Raw genomic sequence first — 14,374 nt, 5'->3', positions numbered from 1 at the left:
AATGCCCTGTGCACCGGGCATGAGGCTGGCAACAGCCATTGGTCAAACTCGTTATGAACGAACAGCAGTCTGTTGGTCGGCAGACGGGTCGCCCTTCTGGGCAAGCGTGTAGCAAATCAGTCGAATGATTACTTCAATGCGATTTAGATGTACGGCCTGACACCGCACTGGTTTACGTGCGAAATCGATCATGGATTTATCCTCTTGTGTTGCCCTTGTCGCCAGGCTGGCGGAACGTTGAACCTGCTGCGTGTTAATGCCTGTCATCTCATCCGGTGATTCGTATGCCGCCGGCAGCTACTTCGTGGGCGTCCTGCCTCGATGACGTTTTCGATAGAATGATTAAATCATTGGTTTAATGTTTGTGTCAATCATCAATTGATGTAGAGGCAAACATTTGCTTTATCAGTCGTGAAAAACTAAGGGGAGGGAGGTTCTGACAAAAGGGCGAAAAAAAACCGGCAAACGCCGGTTTCAATGGATGGGAATAAACTCTTAGTTCACATCGTTAGCCTTAAAACGACCACGAAGATATTTCTCCACGTAATCATCAATTTCCTTTAACCGCAGTGCAAAGGTATCGATCATTCGCTCTTGCTCTGCCTCTGGTAGCTGCCTAAACAAGTTAAGCATTTTGCTCTCGTTAGGCTTGAGACCTGAATCTTCTGATACTTTCTCACCTAACAACCAAGTAACGGACACGTTGGCGGCTTCCGCAATTGCTATGGCGGACTTCTTACTGATAACTCCCTTCTTAAACCACCCATTCACAGCTTGAGGCGTAACTCCTGCAATGCGAGCCATATCAGCTTTGCTGATCCCTCTTTGAGTAATTTCTTCTAAGCGGGCTACCAGTTGGTTATTGAGATCGTCAGTGTTTTTCATACACCCATTGTAAATGTTTGGTTTATAGTCACAATAAATTTAAAGTTTGCAATTGATGTAAACCTATGGTTTATTACTCCCAATTTAAAAAGGAGATAGTTATGACAGCCATTGATAACGCAATTCGACTAGCTGGCTCGGCCAATAAATTAGCTTGCACGATTGGTGTAAGCGGAATGGCAGTAAGTCAGTGGAAAGCAAAAGGTACTGTTCCTTCGTCACGGGTACTTCAAGTCTTTAGCGCTACAGGGGTTACCCCCCACGAACTTAGACCCGACTTATACCCAAATCCAACGGATGGATTACCTAAGGAGTGACCATGCAAACCATCTCTTTTAAAAACCATACCCCGACGATGGTGAGAACTCAGAAAACAAAAAATCAGTTTTCTGTTTGTCGCCGGGATTGGATGAAGTGCAAAAAAATCTGGGTCGCCGTTCGTGAATGGGAATCGACATTACCAGGACAGGCACAGGAACGGATCGCTCAGCTGGTGGCTGAAGAGTGGGCCAAAGTAGATGGCCGTGGAATTGCTGTTAATAAACAGAATTTATTCCGATATCTGAAAAACGAGGGCGGTTCGGAAAAGTACACGGCTTACGTTATGCAACTGTCAGGTTCAATTATTGCTGCTATGCCAGTTCAGATTGCCAGAAAGCACGGATTAAGTAATGCGAGCACAGAAGCAGAGCTGGTGGCGAACGCTATCAAAGAATGCAGTGAGGCACACCATGCGAAATTAATTGGCGCGCCATTACAAAAGCTCGAGAAGGAAATTCGTGAGGCGGCAATCGCATTATTCAACATGTTACCTGCTGATGCGGCGGGACCACTACTGGCGAGCATAAGCGCCGTAGCGCCGCAATTGTTTTAATCGAGTTTTGACCAATGACCATTATTACTGCAACTCGCGGGGTGAAGTATGCCTAATCCTTTGGCTAAGGCCATGCCTAAGAGTAAGGCTAGTAACGAGCCTTACCGTAAGGTGAAGATCACCATGTGGGATGATCCTAAGTTTCGAGCCTTATCACCACTCCCGCCAAGTGGGCAGAGTCTGTTTATTTACCTGCTTACGGGTCCATTCACAGGGATTATTCCCGGGCTGTATAAGGCGGGAAGGGCGGCTATGGCCGAAGAATTAAACTGGGATGTCGAAGCCTTCGACTTAGCCTTAGGCGAAGCCATAGCGTTAGGTATGGTGGAAGCCGACCTTAAAGCCAGAGTTTTTTGGTTGCCTAACGCGGTGAAACATAACCCGCCAGCATCAGTGAACGTGATCAAATCATGGGCAAGATCGTTTGAATTACTGCCTGAATGTTCACTGAAAGATAAAGCATATGAAGCTCTCAAAGCCGCCTGCTACGGGGTTTCTGACGCTATGGGGACGGCTTTTGATAAGGCTTTCGCCTTGCCTAAGGATAAGGCTAAGTCTTTGGCTAAACCTTTGCCATCAGGTATCCAGAAAGCAGTAAGCAGTAAACAGATCTTAAACCCCTCTCTTAACGCGGGCGCGATGAAAAATCCGAATGGGGATGTACTGCCATCCCCGGCCATGCCCCGATACCTGGACGGTGTTGATGAACCGATCGGGAAATTCAGCATGACAGATAGCTGGCTTCCCTCCAGAGACTTCCGACAGCGCGCTGCATCGTGGGGTATCTCCCTGCCTGAACCAGATTACCTTCTGACTGAACTCGCAGAATTCACCGCGTATTGGGAGTCGGAAGGGAAAGTTTTTACACAAATCCAGTGGGAACAAAAATTTGCCCGACATGTAGCCCGGGTTAGAACGCAGGTAAAACCAGAAACCGGAGGTAACAGTCATGTGGGAGCAGGATCCGAACCAACAGCATCCCGGGCAGTTCAGCAAATTCAGTCAGCACACGCAGAGTGGCGCCGCAGGAATGGACTTGATGGCGACGGAAACAGCCTGGCGACTGTGGCAGGTCATGGGGGAGGTGTATTCGAACCGATGGACCCAGAAAAACGGGGCGGAGCCTTCGCCTATCTGGATAGCCCAGATAGGTTCGATGACTGAACCTCAAATTCGGCTGGTCTGTCAGCAGTGCATGGAGCGCTGCGCGATGGGAAATACATGGCCGCCTGACTTGGCTGAGTTTGTTTCTCTGGTTTCAGAGAGTGGGGCGAATCCATTCGGACTGACATCGGAGCAGGTTATGACGGAATACCGGCGCTGGCGCAATGAGTCATATCGGTATTCAGGAAGCGATAAATATCCATGGCCTCAGCCCGTGCTGTATCACATCTGCATCGAAATGCGCAGAACGGGCGTTGAACGACAAATGACAGAGGGGGAACTGAAACGACTGGCGGAAAAGTTACTTACGAAGTGGTCGAAGCATGTTGGTAACGGACTAAGTGTGCCACCAATTCGACGTCAACTGGCGGCGCCGCACCATCCGGCGGGACCAACGCCAGCGCAACTACTGATGGATGAATACAGGCGTCGAAAAGCGGCAGGGTTAACGAATTGAAGAATAAACAAATTGTAAACACGAAATGAAATTCACGTAACTATCATATTTGAATTTTCGAATATGATAGTTGACGGCACTCAACTATTGCAGGAAACTACGGAGAGAATTCAGGAGATTAAAATGGTTGAACTAACTTCTCTACAACTTTTCAAAAATCTCTCAGATGAAACCCGGTTGGGTATCGTGTTATTGCTTAGAGAGATGGGAGAGTTGTGCGTGTGCGATCTCTGCACTGCGCTGGAACAATCTCAGCCCAAGATCTCCCGCCATCTGGCGATGCTTCGGGAAAGTGGATTATTGCTGGATCGCAAGCAGGGGAAATGGGTTCATTACCGCTTATCCCCGCATATTCCTTCCTGGGCTGCTCAGATTATTGAGCAGGCCTGGTTAAGCCAACAGGACGACGTTCAGGCCATCGCCCGTAAGCTGGCTTCAGCCAACTGCTCTGGTAGCGGGAAGGCTGTCTGCATCTAAAAAATTTGCCTGAACATATATGTTTTTTCAAATGTGAGGTATTGAAATGAAAACGTTAACGGTATTTGACCCAGCGATGTGTTGCAGCACCGGAGTCTGCGGTACAGATGTTGATCAGGCTCTGGTCGATTTTTCTGCGGATGTACAATGGCTCAAACAACGTGGTGTACAAATTGAGCGTTTCAATCTCGCACAACAACCGATGAGCTTTGTACAGAACGAGAAGGTCAAAGCGTTTATAGAGGCTTCCGGGGCAGAAGGTTTGCCATTGTTGTTACTGGATGGCGAAACAGTGATGGCTGGGCGTTATCCGAAACGCGCTGAGCTGGCTCGCTGGTTTGGCATTCCACTGGAGAAAGTGGGATTAGCGCCAACAATCTGCTGTGGTGGTAATACTTCTTGTTGTTAAGTATGTCAGGAGGACATATGAACTTCTTACAGAATATCCCCCCTTATCTGTTTTTTACTGGTAAAGGAGGCGTTGGTAAAACCTCTATTTCATGCGCCACGGCGATCCGTCTGGCAGAACAGGGGAAACGGGTGCTGCTGGTCAGTACCGATCCGGCCTCAAACGTAGGTCAGGTGTTTGGACAGACGATTGGCAATACCATTCAGCCAGTAGCTTCTGTTCCAGGATTATCGGCTCTTGAGATTGATCCTCAGGCCGCTGCACAACAGTACCGGGCCAGAATCGTTGACCCCATTAAAGGCATCCTGCCTGATGACGTCGTTTCCAGCATCAACGAACAACTGTCGGGGGCATGCACAACAGAGATTGCGGCTTTTGATGAATTTACCGGATTACTGACAGATGCTTCTCTACTGACCCGGTTTGACCATATCATTTTTGATACCGCACCGACGGGTCATACCATTCGCCTTCTCCAGTTGCCAGGTGCCTGGAGTAGCTTTATTGATAGCAATCCCGAGGGTGCGTCCTGCCTCGGCCCGATGGCCGGTCTGGAAAAACAGCGTGAACAGTATGCCCAGGCTGTTGAAGCATTATCTGATCCAGCACGTACCCGACTGGTTCTGGTTGCTCGTCTGCAAAAATCCACGTTGCAGGAAGTTGCCCGGACTCATCTGGAGCTTGCCGCCATCGGTCTTAAAAATCAGTACCTGGTCATCAACGGCGTTCTGCCCAAAACTGAAGCAGCAAACGATACACTGGCTGCGGCAATATGGGACCGTGAACAGGAGGCGCTGTCCAATCTTCCCTCTGATCTTTCCGGTCTGCCAACTGACACGTTATTCCTCCAGCCGGTCAATATGGTCGGCGTGTCTGCACTCAGCGGACTTCTCTCCACTCAGCCTATAGAGGCGTCATTCTCTGAAGAATACATTCAACAGCGCCCTGACATTCCGTCACTTTCTGCGTTGGTCGATGATATTGCCCGTAATGAGCATGGCCTGATCATGCTGATGGGTAAAGGTGGTGTAGGGAAAACCACGATGGCGGCTGCCATTGCTGTCAGACTGGCCGAAATGGGATTTGATGTCCATCTGACAACATCTGATCCTGCAGCGCATCTCAGCACAACCCTCAACGGCAGCCTCAACAATCTGCAGGTCAGCAGGATCGATCCTCTCGAGGAAACTGAACGCTATCGTCAGCATGTTCTTGAGACGAAGGGAAAAGAACTGGACGATGCGGGAAAACGCCTGCTGGAAGAGGACTTACGCTCACCCTGCACCGAGGAAATTGCGGTATTCCAGGCCTTTTCACGGGTGATTCGCGAGGCGGGTAAGCGCTTCGTGGTGATGGATACGGCACCGACCGGACACACGCTCTTGCTGCTTGATGCCACCGGGGCATATCACCGCGAGATTGCCAGAAAAATGGGGGAAAAAGGCCATTTCACCACACCGATGATGCAACTGCAGGACCCGGAGCGAACCAAAGTGTTACTGGTCACGCTACCGGAAACCACGCCGGTACTTGAGGCGGCAAATTTACAGGCCGACCTTGAACGTGCAGGAATTCACCCCTGGGGCTGGATTATCAATAACAGCCTTTCCATCGCGGATACCCGTTCACCGCTGCTCCGCTTGCGAGCGCAGCAGGAACGTCCGCAGATCGAGAGCGTTAAAAATCTACATGCCAGCCGTGTAGCACTTGTACCCGTACTGGCGTCAGAACCAACCGGCATCGATAAACTCAAACAACTCGCGGGTTAGTTATTACCATCATTCGGGGCAGCATTGCTGCCCTTTCAGGAGGTTATATGTTACTGGCAGGAGCCATTTTTATCCTGACCATCATATTGGTTATCTGGCAGCCAAAGGGATTAGGGATTGGCTGGAGCGCCACGCTGGGGGCCGTACTGGCTCTGGCATCGGGTGTGATTCACATTGCTGATATTCCGGTGGTGTGGAATATCGTCTGGAACGCGACGGCAACATTTATCGCCGTTATTATCATCAGTCTGTTGCTTGATGAGTCAGGCTTTTTCGAATGGGCAGCGCTGCACGTTTCTCGCTGGGGGAACGGTCGTGGCCGCCTTCTGTTTACGTATATCGTTCTGCTCGGCGCGGCAGTCGCGGCACTGTTTGCCAACGATGGCGCGGCACTTATTCTGACGCCGATTGTTATCGCTATGCTCCTGGCGCTTGGCTTCAGTAAAAGCACCACACTTGCTTTCGTGATGGCCGCAGGGTTTATTGCCGATACCGCCAGCTTGCCGCTTATCGTATCGAACCTGGTCAATATCGTTTCGGCTGATTTCTTCAAACTGGGATTCACGGAATATGCCTCGGTAATGGTGCCGGTGGATATCGCCGCCATCGTCGCCACTCTGGTGATGCTGCATCTATTTTTCCGCAAAGATATCCCGCCCACTTATGATATTGCACGACTGAAAGAGCCCGCAAAAGCCATCAAAGATCTGGCAACATTCAGAACAGGTTGGATTGTATTAATTCTTTTATTAGTGGGCTTTTTTGTACTCGAACCACTGGGTATTCCGGTCAGTGCCATTGCAGCAGTAGGGGCAGCAATCCTGTTTGCTGTGGCAAAAAAAGGTCACGGCATTAACACCGGTAAAGTGTTGCGTGGGGCACCATGGCAGATCGTGATCTTCTCGCTGGGAATGTATCTGGTGGTCTATGGGCTGCGTAACGCAGGGCTGACAGAATATTTGTCTGACGTGCTGAACTTACTCGCAGATAAAGGCCTGTGGGCAGCCACGCTGGGAACGGGATTCCTGACCGCATTCCTCTCTTCTATCATGAATAACATGCCTACCGTATTGATTGGCGCATTGTCGATTGATGGCAGTACCGCGTCGGGCGTTATCAAAGAAGCAATGATTTATGCCAACGTCATTGGCTGCGATCTGGGGCCGAAAATTACCCCTATTGGTAGCCTGGCAACGCTGCTCTGGCTACACGTACTTTCACAGAAGAATATGACCATCACCTGGGGATACTATTTCCGCACCGGGATCGTCATGACTCTGCCTGTGCTGTTTGTAACGCTGGCCGCGCTGGCGCTACGTCTCTCTTTCACTTTGTAATGAGATACTGATATGAGCAACATCACCATTTATCACAACCCAGCCTGCGGCACATCGCGTAACACGCTGGAGATGATCCGCAACAGCGGTAATGAGCCGACCGTTATTCTTTACCTTGAGACTCCACCTTCACGCGATGAGCTGGTCAAACTCATTGCTGATATGGGCATTTCCGTCCGGGCGTTACTACGTAAGAACGTCGAGCCATATGAGGAACTGGGTCTTGCCGAAGATAAATTTACTGACGACCAGTTAATTAACTTTATGTTGCAGCATCCGATCCTGATTAATCGCCCCATCGTTGTAACACCGCTGGGAACCAAACTGTGCCGTCCTTCTGAAGTTGTTCTGGATATCCTTCCTGATGCTCAGAAAGGGGCTTTCGCCAAGGAAGATGGCGAGAAAGTCGTTGATGATGCAGGCAAAAAATTGAAATAAGCGACAGGAGAGCCGCCTGTTATTTAGGCGGCTCCTTTATCAAATAAAAACAATGGATTGCCTCGATTTAAATCTTTGGACTGTTGATGCAACATTCTTCGCGTAGAAAATCAATAATCGACTCTAACTTGTCATATTGAGAAACGCAGATTAAGGAGCGGCTTTCGCGATTTTGTTTGACCAGACCTACGGAAACAAGTGCGGATATATGATGACTCAGTGTTGAAGATGGAATCGCAAGTTGTTTTTGTAGATCACCTACAGGTAAACCTTGTTCACCGGCTTTAACAAGGTGTTTGAAAATAAACAAACGTGTTGGATGTCCTAATTCTTTCATAGCTTTAGCTACTTCTTCTAGTTGCATGGTACCTTCCTCATCTATTGATATTTCGATAATACCAGAAATATGTTGATCTAACCTCAATAATTCGATTATTCTAGAAATATGGTTTATAGGGGGTTTCATGAATAACTGGATTTCTATGTTTACTAACGCGGCAGAGATGTTCTTGTTTCTTGCTGTCGAGTTGTCTGCGCTTTTTTTTCTGATTAGTGCGGGTGTTAGCCTTATCAGGCAAAAAATTCCGGACCAAAAGATTCAAAGAATGTTAGGGGCGAGAAAGGGGAGAGGTTACATACTTGCATCGCTGTTAGGAGCTGTAACACCGTTTTGCAGCTGCTCTACAATTCCCATGTTACGCGGACTGTTATCAGCAAAAGCAGGCTTCGGTCCAACACTTACATTCTTGTTTGTTTCACCTCTGCTTAACCCGATAATCATTGGTCTGATGTGGGTTACTTTTGGTTGGAAAGTTACCCTGCTATACGCTGTTATAGCTGCAACAGTTTCCGTACTGGCAAGTATTTTGTTAGATGTGCTTGGTTTTGACCGACATATTGTCGAAACATCAAAACCGCTGGCTAGCTGTTGTGGTGTTAGCAGTGGAAAAACTCCTGAAACTAAACTACAGAGTGTTTCAGCTTGCTGTTCTGTATCAAATCAACAGGACATAGGGGCTAATAGTTGTTCTAAACCACAAGAAACGTTTAAGAGTTTCTCAGCATTTCGGGGCACAAATTGTGAATTGAGCTGCGAGACGGGCCAAACAAATAAACAATTCTTCCCGAAAAGTGTAGTAAGAGAGCCTGGTGCGATACGACTGGCATTTCAGGATGCCTGGACTCAATTTAAAGATGTATTACCTTATCTGATGTTAGGTATTGTTATAGGGTCGTTTATCTACGGTTTTATACCTGCAGAGTGGATTGCTGCTCATGCTGGGAATGATAATCCGTTTGCGATTCCACTAAGTGCAATTATTGGAATACCGTTGTATATACGTGCTGAGGCAGTAATTCCGTTGGCATCAGTCTTGATGGATAAAGGCATGGGAACGGGAGCAGTAATGGCTCTGATTATTGGTAGCGCAGGAGCTAGTCTGACGGAAGTAATACTGCTTAAATCAATGTTCAAAACACCCTTGATTGCTGCATTTCTGACCGTTATTTTGGGCATGGCGATTATTATGGGATACCTGACACAGTTGTTATTTTGATTGGGTATGTTAGACAGAACCTGAAAAAGTTGCAGGGGGAGACGAGCATATGAAAGTTGCGCAATCAATCCCAATCAAAGCAGTTATCCAAATTTAAGGACGTTGATATCTCAATACTTACAATGGTGTCAAAACAACAAGTCCGCATTGGATTGAACCCGCTTCGGCGGGTTTTTTTTGCATCTCATTTATAGGCTAAGGTTAACAATTTGTGCTCTTAAGTCATTGATCATTTCAATGTATCGGTGTACTGTACAAATATACAGTATATGCAGTGGAGGCTAATATGAAAGTTGAACTCACCATTGATCGTACTAAAGAACTTCCAAAGGGAGCAGTGCCGGCGCTGGAGAAAGAGTTACTTAAAAGGCTGGGTAATCAGTATGAGAACTGCAGCCTGAGCATACGTCGTACAGGCTCTGATGGCTTAAGTGTTCTTGGTGGTGACAAGGAAGATAAAAAGAAAATAGAGACTATCCTCCAGGAAACCTGGGAAAGTGCTGACGACTGGTTTTATTAATTATTTTGGGTGTTACTTTTATCCCGTTTGCATGGGGGAGTTTAAGTGAAAGAAAAATTAGGATTGCCCAAAAAAGGCTACGCAGTCATCAGATGTCACGATGGAGTCATCGTTGCCAGGCTGCAATCATTTCCTGAGTGTGAGCGCGCCCTGATGTACCGACGCGATAGCATGGTGTCATTTTTGCCTCTTCAGGATAATGAAATTATTGGTACACCTACGTTGTTTACTCAGATGCTGGAAAGGGCTGGTTATCGCGTTACCCAAAAATCTGTTACACTCCCGTCATAGGCCTGAACAACCTATACCTGCTGCGCCACAGGAGAAAAGCCCATGGCGCAAGATCAATTCAAGCAATCCCACATACTGACGTTAACTAACGCCAGCGATTTTCTTTTTGCCGCATCCAGAGGTGCGTTATGAAGAAAAGCTGGTTTCAACATACTCAACTCACCACTGAGCAGGCTGATGAACTGGAAGCCCGCTATCGCGCAAAGCAGATTAAGACAGAGCGTAGTCTGGATAATGACTTCATTCACTGGACGATCAGCGCGTTCTTGCCAGAAGCATCTAAGCCTCCGCGTCAGGAGAGAACCTGGCAACAACGGATCTGGAGGTGAATGTGAAAGTCTACGATATCACCCCAATGGGCAAGCCCAGAATGACGCGCGCTGACAAATGGAAAAAGCGTCCCGAGGTTCTGCGTTACCGGGCTTTCTGTGATGAAGTTCGTCTGCAGGGTGTTGAGCTGCCGGAAAGCGGTTCACACGTCACCTTCATTCTTCCGATGCCGGTGAGCTGGGGCAAAAAGAAACGGGCTGAGTTCAACGGTAAACCACACCAGACTAAACCTGATTTCGACAATATGATGAAAGCCCTGATGGATGCTATTTACGAAGATGACGCTCACATCTGGGATTCACGTGTCACTAAATTATGGGGAGAGAAGGGACAAATAATTATCGGGGAGATAGCAGAATGAGGGCGCTGCTTAAACCCGTGGTTGCACGTGAGCTTGGAATTGTGCTGCTCAAGCCGGGCAGCGAGCTGATGTCATTATTCAGTTGTGAACGTGTGTTGGTGGAAAGTCAGCCTGCAAGCATGGAAAGGTTGCCTGCAGGCCCTGTTCCTGACGTTCGCCAGCCGCTGGCCAGTGACGAATCCCTGTGGCCGTTCTTCCAGGATGAAAAAGTTATAAAGGCTGCTGGTGGTTTTAGTGGTCTTGATTACTGGCTTCTGCGTTATGGCGGTAGCTGCTGCCAGTGGCCACACAGCAATTACCATTATCACGAGTTAACCACTCTGCGTCATGAACCCGGATCGGTTCTCCTGTGTGGACATTGTGATAACCATCTGCGTGACCACTACAGCGAACAACTTGCAGAGCTGGCGAGACGTAATGTTATTAACTGGATTATTAACAGCATCATGGTGGCGCTAAATATGGATTCTTCCAGAGAGTTGTCGCTGGCTGAGCTTTGCTGGTGGGCGGTTCGAATGGGAGTTACCGACGCAATTCCCGAATCAGCAGCCAGTCGGTCGCTACGTATTCCTTCGAAAGAGCATCATTCAGTCATGCGTGAATGCGATATCGAACCGGGTGTAACCGCCACCAGCATCATTACAGCCAGAGCCAACGCAGTAACCGTGAACATGCCACCAGCGCAAGTTCCAGCGATTAAACCCGTAGTCGGTGTCCTGGTAGATCCCGAGTCCCCGCAAACCTATATGAAACGTCCGAAGAGGATCCGTTGGGCGAACCCCAGATATCTTGCATGGATTAAAACACAGCCCTGCGAATGCTGCGGCAAACCATCAGATGACCCACACCATTTAATCGGCTGGGGGCAGGGAGGGATGGCAACGAAGGCGCATGATATTTTCGCGATCCCCTTGTGTCGTCAGTGCCATACAGAACTACATAACGACCCGGTGAAGTTTGAGCGAAAGCATGTGCCTCAGCCGGTAATGATTATCAGAGTGCTGGACCGGGCTTATGGGCTCGGCGTTCTGGCGTAAGGAGAAGAACAGGATGACACCACGTCAACGCCGCAATCATCTGGAAGCGCTGGGTAAAGCGGCTTCTGCTCCACGCAAAAGCTGGCTGGGTAAATGTATTCTCCTTACAGGGATCCAGTCCGGATGGATTAAATCCCTGCTCACTATATGGGGCGAGGGTGTGGGAGGAAAAACTGCACCCCGTTTGCTGCGAAGTCATGCATGCTGGAATGTTATTAAAGGACGGATTTGGTCAGATAAGGCGTTAGAGCGATTCACTGTTGCGTTAAATCAGGCGAGAGAAGAGGGATTCCGTGGACAGCAGGCAATGAACAGGGCACATAGCATTCTCTGGCCGCAGTCATCCGCTAGTGTGATTGATGAAGCCCTGCATAATGATGATGTCGATTTTGTTGAGCAATGCGTACTGCAGGCGCTGGATATTAATGATCCGGTTTATGTGGTCGGTCTTCAGTATTACACCACCCGAAAAAAAATCTCAGACATAACCCGGGAGTTGCAGGCGATTGCGCCATGGTTAACTGATGGGGAGGCGAGAAAGCGCGTGCGCTGGTGCCTGGAAATATTCAGAGCAAAGGTCTTTTTGGAAGCACGCAAACTGTTATCTGAATAGACTCACTGAAATCATTTTTTAGCTATTGATGCTATTTTTTGATAATGGTGTTGAAAACGGGCCAGAAAATCAGATAATTTATTCATGCTTGGCAGAGCTGCGCCACTATGGCAGCGACAAAAAGCGAACAATTTGAACATAACGAGAACCCCGCCACAGCGGGGTTTTTGGTTTCCGGCGATACGACAGGGGTATTCGCGAGGTGCATAGCACCAGTACCCCTGTCATATCGCCGATCTGAAATCGTTAACTCGAAAACAAGTTCTCACAATCCTTTTTCGTTTCTAACTCAGAGGAAAAATGATAGGGGGTCACTGCTAAACGTAGACATCAATATTTTTAGTATTATTCCCTGCAACGTTCGAACTTGATTTGTCACTTACCGTAGGTAATGCACCCGACGCCATTTGGTTTTTTTCTGCTTCTTGTTTTTGTAATTGAGCAATTTTTGCGTACATAGACTCGATTTGCCTTTGAATCATCTCCATCTGCTGTTTAAGCAGTTTTGCCTCATCTTCGGAGGTTACTTCATTTATTTTTGAACCCATGGCGCTGAGTTCTTTTGTCAACTCACCAATTTGTTTTTTCAGGTTTTGAATTTGTTGTGAAACAGAGTTGCCAGTACTTGAAGGTGCTTGTTTTACTGTGCTTTGCAGTATGTCCTGACCCAAAGTGCTAACTGTCATGCTCATGGTGGTTCCTCCGGCCTTACATTTATTACCCATTATCGTCATCTTTCGAAATTACTTTATAGCAAAGATTAAGTTGTGGCTTCCTGCACCACAGCATTATTTGTACTGCTCTATACTATCTGCTGAGTATCGCGGAGGAGCTTATGAAAGAAGGGTATTACTGGATTCAGCATGTCGGTGTTGTACAGGTAGCGTACTACACGAATGACACTGTTGATGACTTGGAAACGGGGAAAATAATCACAGGTGTTTGGCATCTGACCAGAGGCGATGACATTTGCCATAACGGTGAAGCAGAGGTGTTAGAAGGTCCTCTCTCTCCACCATTGTAAACAACCGTACTTACTTCGAGGCTGCCGCATGGCGGCCTTTTTTTTATTCCCCTCATTCCTGAGAGGACTCACAGCAATTTAGAGGGGGCTAAATGCCCGATCCGATTTCCGGTACTGGGCTGGCTGGTGGTGTCCTGACGGGGGCCAGTGTCTATGAACTGTTAACCGGAACCGATTACGGTGTGGTGTTTGGCGCATTTATCCGGGTAGCCCGTTCACGGGTCATAAGTAACGAAGTGTGATGTATATGTAAGATCGTATGCGCCTGTTAGGACGCAACTGGAAACAGAGCCTTATAGGCGTATCAGAAAAACCTCCGGCTATGCCGGAGGATATTTAAATAATTTCACCAGTCTTATAACCAAATTTCTCAAGTTTTAGCCTGGCTTCTTCTGCAATCTGCCATGATGAATTAACGGCTACCCAGATATTAGAATGTGTTTCGGGCTGATTCAGTGTTAAAGAATCTATGAAAACTTGAATCGGGTTTATAAACCCCTCTCTTTTTGTGCTCTCCAAAACAGAGTTAAGACTGTTGCTGATACTTTTACAGGCTTCTGTTAGTGCTGCAATATCCGCATCAAAACTGGATAAGTACACTCTGAATCGTTCATTTTTCCCATTATTCACGATCTATCCTTTTTCATTGGTTGCTAGAACCAAGTAGTAGATCAGGAATTGAATTGGAGAGCAAGCTACTGTAATTGGCTAGTCTAACCTTGCTCGATGGAAAAATTATCAAACATCATTTTTAGGCTGCCAACTGGCGGCCTTTTTCATTTCAGGCTCACGGGAATCATCCGCTACGTGCTTTGTTGATAAATCCAGCCCG

General features: G+C 47.8%; 22 protein-coding genes and 1 pseudogene. 18 read left to right on the top strand and 5 right to left on the bottom strand.

The window, feature by feature from the left end:
- Positions 1–51: 51 nt before the first annotated feature.
- Together IB214_RS13990 and IB214_RS13985 are read right to left on the bottom strand one after the other, a co-directional pair.
- Positions 52–267: a hypothetical protein gene (locus tag IB214_RS13990; protein ID WP_048235613.1), complete on the bottom strand. Its 216-nt coding sequence runs from the start codon at positions 265–267 to the stop codon at positions 52–54.
- 228 nt (positions 268–495) lie between these two features.
- Positions 496–885 carry a helix-turn-helix domain-containing protein gene (locus IB214_RS13985; RefSeq protein WP_032949520.1) on the bottom strand — a complete coding sequence of 130 codons (390 nt, stop codon included), beginning with the start codon at positions 883–885 and terminating at the stop codon, positions 496–498.
- 101 nt (positions 886–986) lie between these two features.
- Between IB214_RS13985 and IB214_RS13980 the strand changes: the two genes are divergently transcribed.
- From IB214_RS13980 to arsC, 9 genes are all read left to right on the top strand, one after another.
- The gene (locus IB214_RS13980; RefSeq protein ID WP_032949519.1) at positions 987–1,202 is read left to right on the top strand and encodes a YdaS family helix-turn-helix protein; all 216 of its coding nucleotides are present in this window, start codon (positions 987–989) and stop codon (positions 1,200–1,202) included.
- Positions 1,203–1,204: 2 nt separating this feature from the next.
- Positions 1,205–1,759 (top strand): toxin YdaT family protein, encoded by a 555-nt coding sequence (locus IB214_RS13975; RefSeq protein ID WP_048235612.1) that lies wholly within the window; start codon positions 1,205–1,207, stop codon positions 1,757–1,759.
- Positions 1,760–2,011: 252 nt separating this feature from the next.
- On the top strand, positions 2,012–2,923 hold the full coding sequence (locus IB214_RS13970) for a DnaT-like ssDNA-binding domain-containing protein (RefSeq protein ID WP_048236453.1): 912 nt from the start codon (positions 2,012–2,014) through the stop codon (positions 2,921–2,923).
- On the top strand, positions 2,835–3,380 hold the full coding sequence (locus tag IB214_RS13965) for a replication protein P (protein WP_135912879.1): 546 nt from the start codon (positions 2,835–2,837) through the stop codon (positions 3,378–3,380). Before IB214_RS13970 ends, IB214_RS13965 begins: the two co-directional genes overlap by 89 nt.
- Before the next feature lie 123 nt (positions 3,381–3,503).
- Entirely contained in the window at positions 3,504–3,857 is a 354-nt protein-coding gene (arsR, locus tag IB214_RS13960) for an As(III)-sensing metalloregulatory transcriptional repressor ArsR (RefSeq protein WP_044711237.1), read from the top strand.
- A gap of 46 nt (positions 3,858–3,903) precedes the next feature.
- The gene (gene arsD / locus IB214_RS13955) at positions 3,904–4,266 is read left to right on the top strand and encodes an arsenite efflux transporter metallochaperone ArsD (RefSeq protein ID WP_044711234.1); all 363 of its coding nucleotides are present in this window, start codon (positions 3,904–3,906) and stop codon (positions 4,264–4,266) included.
- A gap of 17 nt (positions 4,267–4,283) precedes the next feature.
- The gene (gene arsA / locus IB214_RS13950; RefSeq protein ID WP_048235610.1) at positions 4,284–6,035 is read left to right on the top strand and encodes an arsenite efflux transporter ATPase subunit ArsA; all 1,752 of its coding nucleotides are present in this window, start codon (positions 4,284–4,286) and stop codon (positions 6,033–6,035) included.
- A gap of 47 nt (positions 6,036–6,082) precedes the next feature.
- Positions 6,083–7,372, top strand: coding sequence for an arsenite efflux transporter membrane subunit ArsB (gene arsB, locus IB214_RS13945; RefSeq protein ID WP_044711231.1), 1,290 nt, complete (start codon positions 6,083–6,085; stop codon positions 7,370–7,372).
- A 12-nt stretch (positions 7,373–7,384) separates the two neighbouring features.
- A complete protein-coding gene (arsC, locus tag IB214_RS13940; RefSeq protein ID WP_038641366.1) occupies positions 7,385–7,810 on the top strand; it encodes a glutaredoxin-dependent arsenate reductase in 426 nt (141 codons plus the stop codon).
- 67 nt (positions 7,811–7,877) lie between these two features.
- Here arsC and IB214_RS13935 read toward each other — a convergent pair whose 3' ends face one another.
- The gene (locus IB214_RS13935; RefSeq protein ID WP_038641364.1) at positions 7,878–8,174 is read right to left on the bottom strand and encodes a metalloregulator ArsR/SmtB family transcription factor; all 297 of its coding nucleotides are present in this window, start codon (positions 8,172–8,174) and stop codon (positions 7,878–7,880) included.
- Between the two features lie 100 nt (positions 8,175–8,274).
- Here IB214_RS13935 and IB214_RS13930 point away from each other — a divergent pair, with 100 nt between their 5' ends.
- The 7 genes from IB214_RS13930 (at position 8,275) to IB214_RS13900 (ending at position 12,518) form a co-directional block, all read left to right on the top strand.
- Complete coding sequence (locus IB214_RS13930; protein ID WP_117341957.1) at positions 8,275–9,366, top strand: permease; 1,092 nt, start codon at positions 8,275–8,277, stop codon at positions 9,364–9,366.
- A gap of 286 nt (positions 9,367–9,652) precedes the next feature.
- Complete coding sequence (locus IB214_RS13925) at positions 9,653–9,886, top strand: DinI family protein (protein WP_044700595.1); 234 nt, start codon at positions 9,653–9,655, stop codon at positions 9,884–9,886.
- A 45-nt stretch (positions 9,887–9,931) separates the two neighbouring features.
- Positions 9,932–10,177: a hypothetical protein gene (locus tag IB214_RS13920; RefSeq protein ID WP_049268782.1), complete on the top strand. Its 246-nt coding sequence runs from the start codon at positions 9,932–9,934 to the stop codon at positions 10,175–10,177.
- Positions 10,178–10,305: 128 nt separating this feature from the next.
- Entirely contained in the window at positions 10,306–10,506 is a 201-nt protein-coding gene (locus IB214_RS13915) for a hypothetical protein (RefSeq protein WP_003832333.1), read from the top strand.
- A gap of 2 nt (positions 10,507–10,508) precedes the next feature.
- Positions 10,509–10,868 carry a RusA family crossover junction endodeoxyribonuclease gene (locus IB214_RS13910; protein ID WP_117341958.1) on the top strand — a complete coding sequence of 120 codons (360 nt, stop codon included), beginning with the start codon at positions 10,509–10,511 and terminating at the stop codon, positions 10,866–10,868.
- Positions 10,865–11,905: a DUF968 domain-containing protein gene (locus tag IB214_RS13905; RefSeq protein WP_049268780.1), complete on the top strand. Its 1,041-nt coding sequence runs from the start codon at positions 10,865–10,867 to the stop codon at positions 11,903–11,905. Before IB214_RS13910 ends, IB214_RS13905 begins: the two co-directional genes overlap by 4 nt.
- Before the next feature lie 13 nt (positions 11,906–11,918).
- Entirely contained in the window at positions 11,919–12,518 is a 600-nt protein-coding gene (locus tag IB214_RS13900) for a hypothetical protein (RefSeq protein ID WP_048235605.1), read from the top strand.
- A 317-nt stretch (positions 12,519–12,835) separates the two neighbouring features.
- Here the strand turns inward: IB214_RS13900 and IB214_RS13895 are convergent, their stop codons facing one another.
- Entirely contained in the window at positions 12,836–13,210 is a 375-nt protein-coding gene (locus tag IB214_RS13895) for a FlxA-like family protein (RefSeq protein ID WP_016152722.1), read from the bottom strand.
- Positions 13,211–13,353: 143 nt separating this feature from the next.
- Between IB214_RS13895 and IB214_RS13890 the strand changes: the two genes are divergently transcribed.
- On the top strand, positions 13,354–13,542 hold the full coding sequence (locus IB214_RS13890; RefSeq protein ID WP_049268779.1) for a hypothetical protein: 189 nt from the start codon (positions 13,354–13,356) through the stop codon (positions 13,540–13,542).
- Between the two features lie 92 nt (positions 13,543–13,634).
- A pseudogene (locus tag IB214_RS13885) lies at positions 13,635–13,742 on the top strand (putative holin); the annotation flags it as partial.
- A 136-nt stretch (positions 13,743–13,878) separates the two neighbouring features.
- Here IB214_RS13885 and IB214_RS13880 read toward each other — a convergent pair.
- Positions 13,879–14,172 carry a hypothetical protein gene (locus IB214_RS13880; RefSeq protein WP_048233519.1) on the bottom strand — a complete coding sequence of 98 codons (294 nt, stop codon included), beginning with the start codon at positions 14,170–14,172 and terminating at the stop codon, positions 13,879–13,881.
- Between the last annotated feature and the right edge of the window lie 202 nt (positions 14,173–14,374).

Source organism: Citrobacter sp. C1 (assembly GCF_014596895.2).
In the GTDB taxonomy this organism is placed as follows: Bacteria; Pseudomonadota; Gammaproteobacteria; order Enterobacterales; family Enterobacteriaceae; genus Citrobacter; species Citrobacter gillenii.
The sequence above is the reverse complement of the archived record's forward strand: the minus strand, read 5'-3'. Positions and strand labels throughout refer to the sequence as shown.